17 protein-coding genes and 1 pseudogene are annotated in these 13,363 nt (G+C 54.8%); 9 read left to right on the top strand and 9 right to left on the bottom strand.

Annotated features, from left to right (window positions below; translation table 11 throughout):
- The first annotated feature begins 18 nt into the window (after nt 1-18).
- Nucleotides 19-372 (top strand): cupin domain-containing protein, encoded by a 354-nt coding sequence (locus tag AC6I8W_RS23100; protein WP_497838455.1) that lies wholly within the window; start codon nt 19-21, stop codon nt 370-372.
- 8 nt (nt 373-380) lie between these two features.
- The gene (gene clcA / locus AC6I8W_RS23095) at nt 381-1,781 is read left to right on the top strand and encodes a H(+)/Cl(-) exchange transporter ClcA (protein WP_497838454.1); all 1,401 of its coding nucleotides are present in this window, start codon (nt 381-383) and stop codon (nt 1,779-1,781) included.
- Nucleotides 1,782-1,870: 89 nt separating this feature from the next.
- Here the strand turns inward: clcA and AC6I8W_RS23090 are convergent, their stop codons facing one another.
- The gene (locus tag AC6I8W_RS23090) at nt 1,871-3,064 is read right to left on the bottom strand and encodes an L-talarate/galactarate dehydratase (RefSeq protein WP_497838453.1); all 1,194 of its coding nucleotides are present in this window, start codon (nt 3,062-3,064) and stop codon (nt 1,871-1,873) included.
- Nucleotides 3,065-3,255: 191 nt separating this feature from the next.
- Between AC6I8W_RS23090 and AC6I8W_RS23085 the strand changes: the two genes are divergently transcribed.
- The 3 genes from AC6I8W_RS23085 to AC6I8W_RS23075 all read left to right on the top strand — a co-directional run bounded on the left by AC6I8W_RS23085 (nt 3,256) and on the right by AC6I8W_RS23075 (nt 5,150).
- Nucleotides 3,256-4,269 (top strand): LacI family DNA-binding transcriptional regulator, encoded by a 1,014-nt coding sequence (locus tag AC6I8W_RS23085; RefSeq protein ID WP_497838452.1) that lies wholly within the window; start codon nt 3,256-3,258, stop codon nt 4,267-4,269.
- Nucleotides 4,270-4,353: 84 nt separating this feature from the next.
- Nucleotides 4,354-4,815: a heme-degrading domain-containing protein gene (locus tag AC6I8W_RS23080; protein WP_497838451.1), complete on the top strand. Its 462-nt coding sequence runs from the start codon at nt 4,354-4,356 to the stop codon at nt 4,813-4,815.
- 65 nt (nt 4,816-4,880) lie between these two features.
- Complete coding sequence (locus tag AC6I8W_RS23075) at nt 4,881-5,150, top strand: hypothetical protein (protein WP_497838450.1); 270 nt, start codon at nt 4,881-4,883, stop codon at nt 5,148-5,150.
- On the opposite strand, the gene AC6I8W_RS23070 is transcribed toward AC6I8W_RS23075, so the two are convergent.
- Entirely contained in the window at nt 5,151-5,507 is a 357-nt protein-coding gene (locus AC6I8W_RS23070) for a hypothetical protein (protein WP_497838449.1), read from the bottom strand.
- 15 nt (nt 5,508-5,522) lie between these two features.
- Nucleotides 5,523-6,452 (bottom strand): substrate-binding domain-containing protein, encoded by a 930-nt coding sequence (locus tag AC6I8W_RS23065; RefSeq protein WP_497838448.1) that lies wholly within the window; start codon nt 6,450-6,452, stop codon nt 5,523-5,525.
- Here AC6I8W_RS23065 and AC6I8W_RS23060 point away from each other — a divergent pair.
- A pseudogene (locus AC6I8W_RS23060) lies at nt 6,397-6,921 on the top strand (LLM class flavin-dependent oxidoreductase); the annotation flags it as partial. The gene AC6I8W_RS23065 and the pseudogene AC6I8W_RS23060 overlap by 56 nt on opposite strands.
- On the opposite strand, the gene AC6I8W_RS23055 reads toward AC6I8W_RS23060, so the two are convergent.
- Both AC6I8W_RS23055 and AC6I8W_RS23050 read right to left on the bottom strand, forming a co-directional pair.
- Nucleotides 6,922-8,112, bottom strand: a complete 1,191-nt coding sequence (locus tag AC6I8W_RS23055; RefSeq protein WP_497838447.1) for a CynX/NimT family MFS transporter — start codon at nt 8,110-8,112, stop codon at nt 6,922-6,924.
- A 219-nt stretch (nt 8,113-8,331) separates the two neighbouring features.
- Entirely contained in the window at nt 8,332-8,520 is a 189-nt protein-coding gene (locus AC6I8W_RS23050) for a YjfB family protein (protein WP_497838446.1), read from the bottom strand.
- Nucleotides 8,521-8,777: 257 nt separating this feature from the next.
- On the opposite strand from AC6I8W_RS23050, the gene AC6I8W_RS23045 reads away from it, so the two are divergent.
- A complete protein-coding gene (locus AC6I8W_RS23045; RefSeq protein ID WP_497838445.1) occupies nt 8,778-9,260 on the top strand; it encodes a cold-shock protein in 483 nt (160 codons plus the stop codon).
- Between the two features lie 42 nt (nt 9,261-9,302).
- Here the strand turns inward: AC6I8W_RS23045 and blc are convergent, their stop codons facing one another.
- The 4 genes from blc to AC6I8W_RS23025 all read right to left on the bottom strand — a co-directional run bounded on the left by blc (nt 9,303) and on the right by AC6I8W_RS23025 (nt 12,208).
- Entirely contained in the window at nt 9,303-9,827 is a 525-nt protein-coding gene (blc, locus tag AC6I8W_RS23040; protein WP_497838444.1) for an outer membrane lipoprotein Blc, read from the bottom strand.
- 113 nt (nt 9,828-9,940) lie between these two features.
- The gene (locus tag AC6I8W_RS23035) at nt 9,941-10,168 is read right to left on the bottom strand and encodes a non-oxidative hydroxyarylic acid decarboxylases subunit D (RefSeq protein WP_497838443.1); all 228 of its coding nucleotides are present in this window, start codon (nt 10,166-10,168) and stop codon (nt 9,941-9,943) included.
- Nucleotides 10,169-10,181: 13 nt separating this feature from the next.
- The gene (locus AC6I8W_RS23030) at nt 10,182-11,606 is read right to left on the bottom strand and encodes a non-oxidative hydroxyarylic acid decarboxylases subunit C (protein WP_497838442.1); all 1,425 of its coding nucleotides are present in this window, start codon (nt 11,604-11,606) and stop codon (nt 10,182-10,184) included.
- Between the two features lie 2 nt (nt 11,607-11,608).
- A complete protein-coding gene (locus AC6I8W_RS23025; protein ID WP_497838441.1) occupies nt 11,609-12,208 on the bottom strand; it encodes a non-oxidative hydroxyarylic acid decarboxylases subunit B in 600 nt (199 codons plus the stop codon).
- A gap of 202 nt (nt 12,209-12,410) precedes the next feature.
- Here AC6I8W_RS23025 and AC6I8W_RS23020 point away from each other — a divergent pair, with 202 nt between their 5' ends.
- Both AC6I8W_RS23020 and AC6I8W_RS23015 read left to right on the top strand, forming a co-directional pair.
- Nucleotides 12,411-12,836: a MarR family winged helix-turn-helix transcriptional regulator gene (locus AC6I8W_RS23020; RefSeq protein WP_497838440.1), complete on the top strand. Its 426-nt coding sequence runs from the start codon at nt 12,411-12,413 to the stop codon at nt 12,834-12,836.
- 41 nt (nt 12,837-12,877) lie between these two features.
- Complete coding sequence (locus AC6I8W_RS23015) at nt 12,878-13,354, top strand: sterol desaturase family protein (protein WP_497838439.1); 477 nt, start codon at nt 12,878-12,880, stop codon at nt 13,352-13,354.
- Nucleotides 13,355-13,363: the final 9 nt, after the last annotated feature.

Raw genomic sequence — 13,363 nt, 5'->3', positions numbered from 1 at the left:
CCATGATGAGACCCCAGCATGCTAACCAACCTGTTGACGGCATTTCCGGCAGATGCACAGACCGGCAGAGCCGAAACATTTGAACAACTTCTTTCCAGACCCAATTTACTTATTGAGCGTATTGTCTCCACCGGCCAGGCCAGCCCACCGAACTTCTGGTACTGCCAGACGCAGGGTGAGTGGGTATTGATGATGCAGGGAGAAGCCGGGCTACAGCTGGAAGGTGAGATGCAGGAGCGGCATCTGCGTGTGGGTGACTTTGTTGAGATTCCACCTGGCTGTCGCCATCGCGTTAACTGGACGTCAGTTGAAGGGCCAACCGTATGGCTGGCGGTACATTACGGAGAGTTGCCCGACGTGGCGGCGCAATAACATTGGGGATGGCTATGTCTGCTTCACAAAAATCTGCGCAACCGGTTATGCGCGCAGGCCGTTTTTTGCTGCTGCAACAGCTGATGCGTCGCGATAAAACACCGGTGGCATTGTTGCTGTTGGCGGCGCTGGTCGGGGTGCTGACCGGTCTGGTGGCGGTGGCGTTTGATAAAGCGGTGAACTTTATTTTTGTTTCACGCGTGAACTGGTTGGCCGATCAGGCGGATAATCCGCTGTTGAATGTCTTGTGTGCATTTTTTGCCGCCGCGCTGCTCGGGGCGGTGGGTTACTGGCTGGTGCGGCGCTTTGCGCCGGAAGCGGGAGGCTCCGGTATCCCTGAGATTGAAGGTGCGCTGGAGGAGTTAAGGCCAGTGCGCTGGTGGCGCGTACTGCCGGTTAAATTTATCGGCGGCATGGGGGCACTGGGTTCCGGTATGGTGCTGGGACGTGAAGGGCCGACGGTGCAACTGGGTGGCAATATTGGCCGCATGTGTCTGGACATGTTCCGGGTGAAATCCTCTGAATCGCGTCATACCCTGCTGGCTACCGGTGCGGCAGCGGGACTCTCGGCGGCCTTTAATGCACCGCTGGCTGGTATTCTGTTTATCATTGAAGAGATGCGTCCGCAGTTCCGCTACAGCCTGATTTCCATCAAAGCGGTGTTTGTCGGCGTGATTATGTCGAGCATCGTGTTTCGCCTATTTAACGGCAATGAAGCGATTATCAATATCGGCCAGCTGAAAGATGCGCCGATTCAGACGCTATGGCTGTATTTGCTGCTTGGCGTGTTGTTTGGTGGCTGCGGCGTGGCGTTTAACCGCCTGATTTTCTGGACCCAGGATCAGTTTCAGCGTCTGCATCAGGGCCGCACCACCCCCTGGGTGTTGTGGGGAAGTGCACTGGCGGGTATTTGTGGTGTGCTGGGGCTGGTGCTGCCCGAGGCGATCAGTGGCGGTATCACGCTGATACCGGATTTCTCCGCTGGTCACTTTACTGCCCTTGGTTTGTTTGCGTTGTTTGCCCTGCGCGTGGTGATCACCATCTGCTGTTTTGCTTCTGGTGCACCCGGCGGAATTTTTGCGCCAATGCTGACGTTAGGCACCTTGCTGGGCACCTGCTTTGGTCAGCTGTGCGCTCACTGGTTTCCCGGTTATCAGTTGGAGGCGGCGACCTTTGCCGTTGCTGGAATGGGCGCGTTGTTTGCCGCTTCGGTACGTGCACCACTGACCGGTATCGTGCTGGTGCTGGAGATGACCAATAACTATCAGCTGATTTTACCAATGATCATCACCTGCCTCGGGGCAACGCTGGCGGCACAATTCTTTGGCGGAAATCCCCTGTACTCCTCGCTGCTGGCCCGCACGTTGGCGAAAGCACAACGCAGAGAAAATACGCCTGATAAGGTGTGATTTGGCACGTTTTGTAGCGGCGCGATTTATCGCGCTGTTAAATTCGCGCGATAAATCGCGCCGCTACATATGCGTGCCGACATGTGGGGTCAGGGGTGTTTACCCACGCTGTGCGTCAGGGTGGTCCAGCGACGCGCCTGTTCGCTCAGGCTAAAACCGAGGCCGTGGCGGTCCGAGATCCACATCCGCCCGTCACGCAGTTCCAGCTGTTCATTAAACAGCGGATTCAGCCACTCGAAATGCTCCAGCCAGGGTTCAATTGGGTAAGTGGCGGCCAGATGGATATGGATTTCCATGGCGAAATGCGGTGCCAGTTTGCGCCCGTGGCGGGCGGCCAGGTCCATAATCTTCAGAAAAGGCGTGATACCACCAACGCGTGGTGCATCCGGTTGCACAAAATCACTGGCGTTCCCGAGGATCAACTGCTCATGTTCACGGAAGCTGGTGAGCATCTCACCGGTGGCGATGGGGGTATCCAGCGCGGCAGTCAGGGCAGCGTGGCCCTCCACATCGTAAGCGTCCAGCGGTTCTTCAATCCATACCAGATTGAATTGTTCCATTTTGCGGCCCATACGAATGGCGGTTTCACGATCCCACTGCTGATTGGCATCCACCATCAGCGGAAAATCGTCGCCCAACGTCTGGCGCACCGCCGTCAGGCGACGCAGATCCTCGGCAGTGTTGGGTTGCCCGACTTTGATCTTGATGCCGCCAATACCATTTTCTCGTGAAATCGCCACGTTTTTGATCACCTGATCCAGTGGGGTATGCAGGAAACCGCCGGAGGTGTTGTAGCACTGCACCGAATCACGATGCGCACCGAGCAACTTCGCCAGCGGGAGCTGGGCGCGCCGTGCTTTCATGTCCCATAGCGCGATATCGAAGGGGGAAATCGCCTGCACCGCCATGCCACTGCGTCCGACAGAGGCACCGGCCCACAGCAGTTTGGTGTAAATCTTGTCGATATCATTGGGATCTTCCCCCAGCAGGGCATCTGCAATTTCACAGGCGTGGGCATAAATACCCTGACCCCCGGCACGTTTGGAATAGCTAAAGCCAATCCCTTCGAAGCCATCGCGTGTGGCGATCTCCGCCACGATAATCGCCACTTCGGTTAGCGGTTTTTGCCGCCCGGTCAGCACCTTGGCATCGCTTACCGGCGTTGCCAGTGGCAGGAAGGCCAGCGACAAATTGACCCAGACAATACGATCGCCAGTTTCAGCGGCAGTGCCTGAACCCTGTACTTTCGCGTAACTTACGGCAGCGGAATTGACACCTGACATAGGATTTCCTCATTAAATGATTGCGCTAACATTTATTCGTTGGGAGGACTATGCGCCATAAATGCAATTGATTAATGCCGCCATGATCACACTTTCACCATTGTAGTGATTTAAATGATAGCCCTAACATTAACCGGGTTTCCCGATTTTGCATTATGATGAACACCTTTATTGATTCGAATTGAGCTGCCATGAAACAACGCAACCCGGCGCGCAAAGGTGCGCCTACGCTGGAGGATGTGGCGCGTGTCGCCGGGATTTCACCGATGACCGTCAGCCGTGCGCTGAATTCGCCCCAGCAGGTGCGTCCCGCTACGGTGGAGAAAGTGCTGGCGGCAGTGAGTGCCACCGGGTATATCCCTAATGCGCAGGCAGGCAGCCTCGCCAGCAATCGCAGTCGCCTGATTGCCGTGGTGGTGCCGCAAATCAACAACAATATGTTTGTCGATACCATCCAGAGCCTGAACGATACCCTGAGTGCGAGCGGCTACCATATGCTGCTGTGCGTCACCGGTTATGAGACAGAAACCGAAGCGGAAACCGTTGCCACTTTGCTGTCCAGACGGCCTGATGGCATCGTCCTGACAGGTATCCATCACAGCAGCCAGCTGAAGAAGGTGTTGCTTCAGGCTGATGTGCCGGTGGTGGAGATTTGGGACATGACGCCGACGCCGATTGATATGCTGGTAGGGTTTTCGCACGAAAAAGTTGGCGCGCGCGTTGCGGCTTATCTCGCCGAGCGTGGTTATCAACGTCCGGCGTTGATCTGGACCGATGACCGCCGTGCGCTGCAACGTAAGCAAGGTTTACTGGAGGCGCTTCAGGGGCAGGGAATGACCCCGCTGGCGGATGCGGCGGTCGCGCTGCCGGCATTGATGGTGCGGGGACGGGAAGCCTGTGCCGAGGTGCTGACCGCACAGCCGACGGTGGATGTGTTGGTGTGCAGTTCCGACACACTGGCACAAGGGGCGCTGATGGAGGCCCAGGCACGCGGTTTGGCTGTGCCGCAGCAACTGGCGGTGATTGGTTTTGGCGATCTCGATTTTGCTGCTGCAAACTTTCCGGCGATCTCAACAGTAAAAATTGACCGTCAGGCAATGGGGAGACTGGCGGCACAGCAGCTCTTGACGCGTTTGCAAGGTGAAGCTGTAGCTAGCCCGATTATCGATATGGGATTTGAGATGATTTCCCGTGCCTCCGGTTGAGAGCTGTGATCTTCCTCACGAGTGAAAAATATTTTCCATGTTATAAAATGTGGAAATTTTATTTCATATGGAGAGGAAGTCGCTATGTCATCATCGCCAGGTCTGGAAACCCTGTTACAGCAAGAAGCGGAACATCGTCTGCCGCAGTTTGATTTTGATCTCGCATGGCAAATCGGCCAGAGCATTCAACAACGTGCACGTGAAGCGCAGGCTCCGGTGTCGATTGAAGTTTATGGATTTGGTCAGGTGTTGTTTCTGGCGGCATTGCCGGGTTCTTGCGCGGAAAATCTGGAGTGGATGCGCCGTAAGCGTAATACCGTACTGCGCAGCGGCCACTCTTCCCTGTACGTCGGGCTGCTGAATGAGCAGAAGGGTGAACGGATGGATAAACAGGCGTTTATCAATCAGGCGGATTACACCGATCACGGCGGTTCTTTCCCGCTGCTCAATCCCCAGGGCGCGGTTTTCGGCGCAGTGACCGTCAGCGGTTTACCTTCAGAAGATGATCACGCATTAGCGTTGTGGGGCATTGCCCAGTTGCTGTGATATAAATTTATCGCGCCGCTACGCAATGCATCTTAATTGTTGGTTACTGAAAGGAGTCATTGATCATGCCTTATGTTGGACGTTCTATAGTTTCTTCTCTGGAAATTATTCAGCATGAATTTCTAGACGTTTCAAAGTCTTTTTCAAGTGAAATCATAGCGATAAGAAACAATAATCTACAGACACTGCAATCCTGGCAACCGAAGGTCAATCATCCGAAGGTCAATCCCAGCGATCTGCTGAAAGCCCAGATGACGATGGCAGAGAAAGACCTTATTGCATCCCTGATGCAGCAAAAGGCCGACCGCGTTAATTATGATCAGCCCGGTGCGTGATTACTTCATTGTGGGGGTTTTGAGTTTGTCTCCCGCTGCGGTGGCTTGACGCAGCGTGGTGATCCCGCTGGCCTTCACCTCCGCCGCCTGACAGATTTTTTCCGCTTCGCTCAGCAGCTCAGCGCGAGCTTCCGGTTGGTAGCGGCCAATCCGCTTTAACGCGTTGATGCAGGTAATGTCGATGCGATGTTGCGCCATCAATTGACGGAAAGCGGCGTAACTGCCGCCATTGTCCAGATAGCGATACAGATGTTCCGGCAGAATCTCCAGGCCACTGAAACCTGTTTCCTGCGCGATGCGCAGCTGAGTGACGGCATTGCTGTACCAGACAGAAACGCCATGTAACGACAACTTCATCTCTCCTCCTTTAGCCTACGGCTTCAGGTGAGAGCGTCGAACACGCAATTCTCCCTGAGACCAGACGCCACCTGGTGTGGCATGTTCATCAATCAGCCGGTTAAGGGCTTCTTCAATCAACAGATCAATCCGCTGGCTCCAGGTGGTCAGTTGCCAGCCGGGCAGGGCGGCTTCGTCAATACCATCGAAACCGACCACCGCCATATGTTTGTTACCTGCCCCTTCGCGCAGTGCTTCCAGCGCGCCCAACGCCAGCGCATCGTTCTCGCAAAACAACGCATCAATGCGGTCGGCAGGCGCATGCGCGTTGAGATACTCCGTCAGGGCCGTATAACTGCGTTCCTGGGCGTAGCCACCAGCCGTCAGCATCACTTCCAGTATCAGCCCTGCCTCCGCCAGCGCTTGCTGCAAACCGTCCAGACGCTGCAAATGGTTGCTGCTGGTTTCCGGTCCGCGCATATAGCCGAAACGGGTATATCCCTGCGCCAACAGCAATTCTCCAAGCTGTTTCGCCGCGTGCTGGTCATCGACCTTCACCACATCGAGACCCGGTACGTGGTTGTTGCGGCACAGCTGCACCAGCGGGATGTGGTGCAGGTCCTGCGCGATATCCACCAATTCCTCGGTCAGCACTGTGCCGAGGAACAACAAGCCATCAACCTGCAATTGATCGGCCAACAACATTACCGATTTGTGGTTCTCGCTGTTGGTGATGTTGAGCAACAGCGCCATATAACCGCGTTTCTGTAACTGGTTGGTCACCGTGTCGATCAGCAGCAGCGAGTGCGGATTTCTCATCTCATCGATCACGACGCCAATAATGTGCGTCTTTTTCTGCGACAAGCTGCGTGCCAGCAGATTCGGGCGATAACCCAACTCGCTGGCGACCGCCAGCTCGCGTGCCGCGCGTGATATGGCAGCACGGGTTTCCGACTGGTATTTCACCAATGGCAACTCGCCGGAAGGGGTGCGTCAGCAAGTTGAGGATATTCAGGCGAAAGCGCGCGCCAGTCAGCATCGGGTGAAAATCGGTCTGAACGGTTTTGTCATCGCCAGAGAAACCGAACAGGAAGCGCAGGCGGTGTTACAGGAAATCATCGCTAAAGCCAACCCGGATGCGGTCAAAGGCTTCCAGCATGAAGTGAAAAATGCCGGCAGTGCCTCGCCGGAAGGGGAAGGAAACTGGGCAAAATCCTCTTTTGAGGATTTGGTGCAGTACAACGACGGTTTTAAAACCAACCTGATCGGCACGCCGCAGCAGATCGCGGAACGCATCATTGCGTTAAAACGTGCCGGGGTCGATTTGCTGCTGCTGGCGTTCCTGCATTTCCACGAAGAGGTGGAGTTCTTTGGCCGCGAGATTATCCCGCGGGTGCGTGAGCTGGAACAGCTGGAAGCGGCGGCGCTGGTGTGATCAAATATGGCGTGCGCGACCAGCGAGAGTCGCCACCACCATTTGCAGCGCGGCAATAACCAGCAGTAATGCCAGCGGCAGCGTCCAATTGCCGCTGGCATCGTGCAGCATCCCGAAGCACAGCGGCCCCAGTGCCGCAACACCATAGCCGACACACTGGGCCATACCGGAAAGCTGTGAGGCCTGCCGATGATCCTCGGTACGCAAATTAAACAGCGCCAGGCACGTCACCATCGACGCACCTGCCCCCAGCCCTGCCAGCAACAACCATATCAATGCCCATGCGGGAGCCAGCAGCAAACCTGACACGCCAGTGAAAATCGCCAGCGAAGCTAAAAAGCCGATGGCACGTTGATCGCGTAACCGTTTAAGGGCGCTCATGCACACAAGGTTGGCGACAATCGCCACGATTTGATAGACGAACAGCAGCCAGCCGGCAGCCAGTTGGCTGATCCCCTCATCCTGCGCCAACGGGGTAAACCAACCGATCAGGGTATAAAACACTAGCGACTGGCAGGCCATAAACAAAGAAACCTGCCAGCCAATGGCTGAACGCCACGTCGAACGTTGCAACGGCTGCGAGACGGCTGGCTGCGTATGCCCGGCGGCGTGTTTGAGTTGCGGCAGCCAGGCCAGCAACGCGACCACACCGGGCACCAGCCAGATACCTAACGACAGATGCCAGCCTGCACCAGTGAGTTGCGCCAACGGCACCGCCACGCCGGAAGCGATGCTGGCGGTGATCGCCATAGTCGTGGCATACAACCCGATGTAACGCGCGGTATGCGCAGTGAAATCGCGTTTAATCAGCGGTGGCAGCAATACGTTAGCGGCGGCGATACCGGCGCTCAGCAGCAATGTCCCCGCCCATAACGCATTTTCGCTGCCGGTAATGCGCAGCAATGAGCCGAGGGTGATAAGCAGCAATGCGCTCCACAGGCTGCGTTCAAGTCCGAAGCGGTTGCCGAGCCAGGCGGCAGGTGGCGCAAGAGTGGCGAACATCAGCAGCGGTAAGAAATTCAGCACGCCAGCCGCGCTGGCGCTCAGCCCGTACGTCTGGCGAATGTTTTCCAACACCGGACCGGTGGCGGTGATCGGCGTGCGCAAGTTGGCAGCGGTGAGCAGCAGCAAAAACAGAAAAAAGCCGGAACGGCGCAGGGCAGGATTTGCGGATAAAACGCTATGGGTCATCTTTTCGCACCATTGAAAAAAAGCAGAATAATCCTGCACATGGTGCGTTGGTTAACGTTAACGCTTACGCAGCGACACAGTGGCGCTGGGAGTCGGCCATACTAGCGGGGGATCATCGCGATGTAAAGCCCGGCTGTAGCGGCGCGATTTATCGCGCTGTTTTTTGTGCACCGATAAAAGGGCGCGCGATAAATCGCGCCGCTACCCATTTTGCGCGACTCAGGCAGTGGTATTGATATTGCGCCCGATCGCCGGATTAGCAGGTAATTGCGGAATTGATGAGAGGATACTGCTGGCCGCCGCTTCCTGGTTATCCAGTGCCTTTTTCAGTACCAGGGTATTTACCTGGCTTTTTAAATCCAGGTTATCCAGGCCGGAAGCCAGAGACGTTACTTGCGATACATCCATTTTGCTCTCCTGTTCAATACAACCCAAAAGGGAACTGATCACGGCTTGGGAGCAAGCCTTGCAGGGTTATCGGCATTGGCGGCGGAAACTTTAGTGCAACATTGAGGGACGCGCGATTTGTAGCCGCAGCTTACTCCCTGCTCGCATACCTGAAATTTATCGTCCAGACTTAACGCTAAGACGTAGTGCGCGCAAGCATTGTGTTTTACACTGCGCGCTGCAAAAAACTGAGTAGCTAAACGATTGAATAGGCGGTAATGGCGATGAACGGTACGATCACAACCTGGTTTCAGGATAAAGGTTTTGGATTTATCAAAGATGAAAACGGTGATAACCGCTATTTTCATGTGATTAAGGTCGCCAACCCTGAGCTGATTAAAAAAGACGCGGCGGTGACTTTCGAACCCACCACCAACAATAAGGGGTTGTCAGCTTATGCGGTGAAAGTGGCACCGGAAAGCAAATACATCTTTATCGCCGGGGAACGGATCAAGCTCACGTCCATCAAGTCTTACCTCGTTTACAGCGAAGAAGTGCCGGTTGAAACGCGCATTGATAAAGACAATGCGGTGCTGTCAGTCGGGGTACTGATGAACAGTATCCGGCCGAAATCTGCCGCTCAACCGGGTGCCATGCGTTCACTGAAAAAACTGGCGATCACCACCTTTCAGGGAACGACGCTCATCTTCTCGGAAGATGAAATCGATGTGGACAGCACGGTGAAACTACTTAAGGTCTGAAATAATCTGGCCCGATCTTATGACGATCCGTTTGAGAAGGCTTCACTGTTTTACCCATACCAGTTGATCAACCCGGAAGCCCAGTTCACGCGCGGTGCTCAGGTAATCCTGCTTTACGGCTTCCGGGATATCAGGCGTGCGCGACAGAAACCACAGATAATCACGGTTTGGACCACTGACCAGCGCGTATTGGTAATTTTCATCCAACCGGATCACGTTATAGCCGCCATAGAAGGGGCCAAAGAATGACACCTTCAGCGCGGCGGTGGTCGGTGCCCCGGTAAAATACGCTTTGCCCTCACTTTCGCGCCATTTTTGCTGCTGCGGATCATAACCTCGATTGAATACACGAATTCCGCCATCGCTACGTTGATCGTAGGTAGCGGTGACGCGTTCAAGCCCTCGTTCAAAGCGATTTTCCAGACGGGCTATCTCGTACCATTTACCAAGATAACGGCTGGCATCAAAACCGGTGATCGGCTCCACACCTTTCGGCGGCGTTGGAGATTTGCAGGCAACCAGACTTAGCGCGATGGCAACACCGGTCACAACAGGCCATAACTTCATGAGAACTCCTTTCATCAGCACGGTTGGGATAACAGTGTAGTGCAAAACTCCCGGGCTGATTCGCAAGGCCGTTACGTCATTTCCCGGCGGGCCTGCACCCGCCGTTTAACGGTTTATTTCACCAGCAATGGCGGTATGCTCGGCACTTCCGGTGCATTATCGATATCGCTTTGCGTCATCCGAAATGCTTCCGGGTAGTGTTGCCGCTGGGTGCGACGGGCCGGTTCGGTATCTCGCCAGGTATACAGACAATGCTGGCACTGGAATACCGTCCAGACCCCTTTCACCGGTGAGGTCGCCATGATTTCAATATGTTCTTCAGCACAACGTGGACAGATCATCTTTATCTCCTTATTAACGGTTGGCCAGTAAGGCGGTCAGTTTCTCTACCCATGCACCGGTTTCCGGCAAATCTTTTACCGGCTGGCTATAGTGACCACGGGTATCCGGGGCGACCGGCGTAGTGGCATCAATAATCAGTTTGTCGGTGATCCCCGCCGGGCTGGAGCCGGGGTCCAGTTCGAGCACCGACATATTAGGTAGCTGCACCAAATCACCGGCCGGGTTCACTTTTGATGACAACGCCCACATCACCTGGGGCAGGTTGAAGGGATCGACATCTTCATCGACCATAATCACCATTTTCACGTAGCCGAGGCCGTGTGGGGTGGTCATTGCGCGCAACCCAACCGCGCGGGCAAAACCACCGTAGCGTTTTTTGGTGGAGATAATGGCGAGCAGACCATGGGTGTACATGGCGTTGACCGCCTGGACTTCAGGAAAATCAGCTTTCAATTGTTGGTAAAGTGGCACACAGGTGGCTGGACCCATCAGATAATCAATTTCAGTCCATGGCATGCCGAGATACAACGATTCGAAGATCGGTTTCGTACGGTATGAAACCTTGTCGATGCGTACCACGGTCATATTACGACCACCTGAGTAGTGGCCGGTAAATTCGCCAAACGGGCCTTCGATTTCGCGTTTGCGGCCTTCAATCACTCCTTCAAGGATCACTTCTGAGCCCCAGGGCACATCAAATCCGGTCAGTGGCGCAGTGGTGATAGGATAGGGGCTTTCCCGCAGTGCGCCTGCCATCTCATATTCGGACTGGTCGTAGCGCAGCGGCGTGGCCCCCATCAGCGTGATGATCGGGTCGTTACCCAGGGTAATGGCGACCGGCAAATCTTCACCACGCTCCTCGGCTTTATGCAGGTGCAGCGCAATGTCATGCATCGGCACCGGTTGCAAACCCAGTTTACGTTTGCCTTTGACCTCCATACGGTAGATGCCCACGTTCTGCTTACCAAAATGGTCAGGATCGAGCGGGTCACGTGACACGACGCAGGCTTTATCAAGATAGAATCCGCCATCGCCGTCGTTCAGGCGAAACAGGGGCAAAATATCAAACAGGTTAATCGCGTCGCCATCCACGGTGTTCTCGGACCACGGGGCATTTTCACGACGTTCAGGGGCGATCGGGAAGTTATCCCAGCGCCGGATAAATTCATCAATTTGCTGTTTTACCGGCGTATTTGCCGGAAGTCCGAGGGAAATCGCGTGGTTTTGCCATGAACCGATGGTGTTCATCACCACATGTGCGTGGTTGAAACCTTTTATTTTCGTAAAGGAGATGGCGGGTGCGCCTTCGCCGATACGCCCGGTGGCATTGGCTGCTGCAGCGATATCCGGCTCTGCCTGTACTTCTTCGTCAATATTCAGTAGCTGACCCTGCTCATCCAGGGCGTGTAGAAAACTACGCAAGTCATCAAAGGCCATTCTTAACTCTCCTGTTGCAGAACATGTTGTGAAGTTGCTTCGCTTAACCCTTGCCAGCGCCGGGCTTTGGGTGAGGCGATACCAAACTGATCCAGTACGCGAGCAACAATGTGATAAGTAACATCATCAATGCTGGCGGGATGGTTGTAGTACGCGGGCATCGGCGGCACCATTGCCACCCCGAGGCGGGACAGCGCCAGCATGTTTTCAAGGTGGATGGTGCTGAGTGGGGTTTCGCGCGGGACCAGCACCAGCTTGCGGCCTTCTTTCAGCACCACATCCGCTGCTCGCCCGACCAAACCCTCGGCGTAGCCCGCACGGATACCGGCGAGGGTTTTCATGCTGCACGGGATGATGATCATTCCGTCGGTGCGAAACGAGCCGGAGGAGATGGAAGCGGCCTGATCCGCCGGGCTGTGCACCACATCAGCCATCGCCGCAACCTCACGCGCGCTGTAAGGCGTCTCCAGCTCAATGGTGGTTTTGGCCCATTTACTCATCACCAGATGGGTTTCCACCTCTTTGATGGTTTGCAGCGTCTGGAGTAGCGCGACGCCCAGGGGAGCGCCGGTGGCACCTGTCATTCCGATAATCAGTCTCATCTCAATCCTCAATATTTGTTCGTATACGAACTTTAAAATTAAAATAGCGCCGCCAAATTGGATGTGCAAGAGGTTAACGCGAAAAAGTTCGTGTGCGAACTTTATGGGTGTAAGGTTCGATGCAGAGGTTGTTGGCATGAATTGTTGTTGCTGCATTACAATCAAACGCTTAGCAATCTTCTTTTTTAATCAGGCGAATTTCATGCAAAAAGAATTGGGCAATGTCTTCTTTCACCTGATGCGGGAACTGCTTCAGGATCACACCGCGCTGTGGCAGAAGTCCTTACCGGAACTGACCAAACAACAATACGCGGTGTTGTGCGCGGTGGCAGAGGAACCAGGTATTGAACAGCTCGACCTCATGGAAGCGGCGTTAAGCACCAAGGCAACACTGGCAGAGTTGCTGGTGCGCATGGAGAAAAAAAATCTTATCGAACGGCAGCAGGGCACCAGTGACCGGCGTCGGAGGTTTATTTATCTCACCGCTGAAGGTAAACAAGCACTGCAGGAAGCCCGACCCATTGCCGAACAGGTGGATACCTTTTTTCTTTCACGCCTTGAGGAACAGCAGCAAAATGAGGTGGTGGTGTTGCTGAAAACCATGCTGGCGAAACAGACGAGTGGTTAATAAAATCACCAGTGGTGTGATCGCCGGATGGAGGAGAAACTATGCTCTGGTTAGCGAATACCCTGATTCTGCTTTTCTCCGTGGTGCTGATGGAGGTCGCTGCCACCCTGGCGCATAAATACATTATGCACGGCTGGGGATGGGGCTGGCATTTGTCGCATCATGAACCGCACGAGGGCGGTTTCGAACTCAATGATCTCTACGCGTTGAGTTTTGCCGTGTTGGCGGTGCTAATGATTTATCTCGGCGTCAAGGGGCTGTGGCCGTTGCAGTGGGTCGGTGCCGGTGTGACCCTGTACGGCGTGCTGTATTTTATGGTGCATGATGGTCTGGTGCATCAGCGCTGGCCGTTTCGTTACATCCCACGTCGGGGTTATTTAAAACGTCTCTATATGGCACATCGTCTGCATCACGCGGTGCGTGGCAGAGAAGGTTGTGTGTCGTTTGGCTTTTTGTATGCGCCGCCATTGCATAAATTGCAGGCGGTGTTGCGTCAGCGGCACAAACCCGCGCGATAAATCGCGCCG

It is taken from the genome of Pantoea sp. X-Soil-TKNS-1211, assembly GCF_059730495.1.
The sequence above is the reverse complement of the archived record's forward strand: the minus strand, read 5'-3'. Positions and strand labels throughout refer to the sequence as shown.

What these genes read in the sequence shown, in the direction of transcription:
- AC6I8W_RS23025 (WP_497838441.1), bottom strand. Translation starts at nt 12,208, where the DNA reads ATGAGACTGATTATCGGAATGACAGGTGCCACCGGCGCTCCCCTGGGC.
- AC6I8W_RS23015 (WP_497838439.1), top strand. Translation starts at nt 12,878, where the DNA reads ATGCTCTGGTTAGCGAATACCCTGATTCTGCTTTTCTCCGTGGTGCTG.
- AC6I8W_RS23100 (WP_497838455.1), top strand. Translation starts at nt 19, where the DNA reads ATGCTAACCAACCTGTTGACGGCATTTCCGGCAGATGCACAGACCGGC.
- AC6I8W_RS23035 (WP_497838443.1), bottom strand. Translation starts at nt 10,168, where the DNA reads ATGATCTGTCCACGTTGTGCTGAAGAACATATTGAAATCATGGCGACC.
- AC6I8W_RS23070 (WP_497838449.1), bottom strand. Translation starts at nt 5,507, where the DNA reads ATGAAGTTGTCGTTACATGGCGTTTCTGTCTGGTACAGCAATGCCGTC.
- AC6I8W_RS23080 (WP_497838451.1), top strand. Translation starts at nt 4,354, where the DNA reads ATGTCATCATCGCCAGGTCTGGAAACCCTGTTACAGCAAGAAGCGGAA.
- AC6I8W_RS23085 (WP_497838452.1), top strand. Translation starts at nt 3,256, where the DNA reads ATGAAACAACGCAACCCGGCGCGCAAAGGTGCGCCTACGCTGGAGGAT.
- AC6I8W_RS23050 (WP_497838446.1), bottom strand. Translation starts at nt 8,520, where the DNA reads ATGGATGTATCGCAAGTAACGTCTCTGGCTTCCGGCCTGGATAACCTG.
- AC6I8W_RS23055 (WP_497838447.1), bottom strand. Translation starts at nt 8,112, where the DNA reads ATGACCCATAGCGTTTTATCCGCAAATCCTGCCCTGCGCCGTTCCGGC.
- AC6I8W_RS23045 (WP_497838445.1), top strand. Translation starts at nt 8,778, where the DNA reads ATGGCGATGAACGGTACGATCACAACCTGGTTTCAGGATAAAGGTTTT.
- AC6I8W_RS23030 (WP_497838442.1), bottom strand. Translation starts at nt 11,606, where the DNA reads ATGGCCTTTGATGACTTGCGTAGTTTTCTACACGCCCTGGATGAGCAG.
- clcA (WP_497838454.1), top strand. Translation starts at nt 381, where the DNA reads ATGGCTATGTCTGCTTCACAAAAATCTGCGCAACCGGTTATGCGCGCA.
- AC6I8W_RS23075 (WP_497838450.1), top strand. Translation starts at nt 4,881, where the DNA reads ATGCCTTATGTTGGACGTTCTATAGTTTCTTCTCTGGAAATTATTCAG.
- AC6I8W_RS23020 (WP_497838440.1), top strand. Translation starts at nt 12,411, where the DNA reads ATGCAAAAAGAATTGGGCAATGTCTTCTTTCACCTGATGCGGGAACTG.
- AC6I8W_RS23090 (WP_497838453.1), bottom strand. Translation starts at nt 3,064, where the DNA reads ATGTCAGGTGTCAATTCCGCTGCCGTAAGTTACGCGAAAGTACAGGGT.
- blc (WP_497838444.1), bottom strand. Translation starts at nt 9,827, where the DNA reads ATGAAGTTATGGCCTGTTGTGACCGGTGTTGCCATCGCGCTAAGTCTG.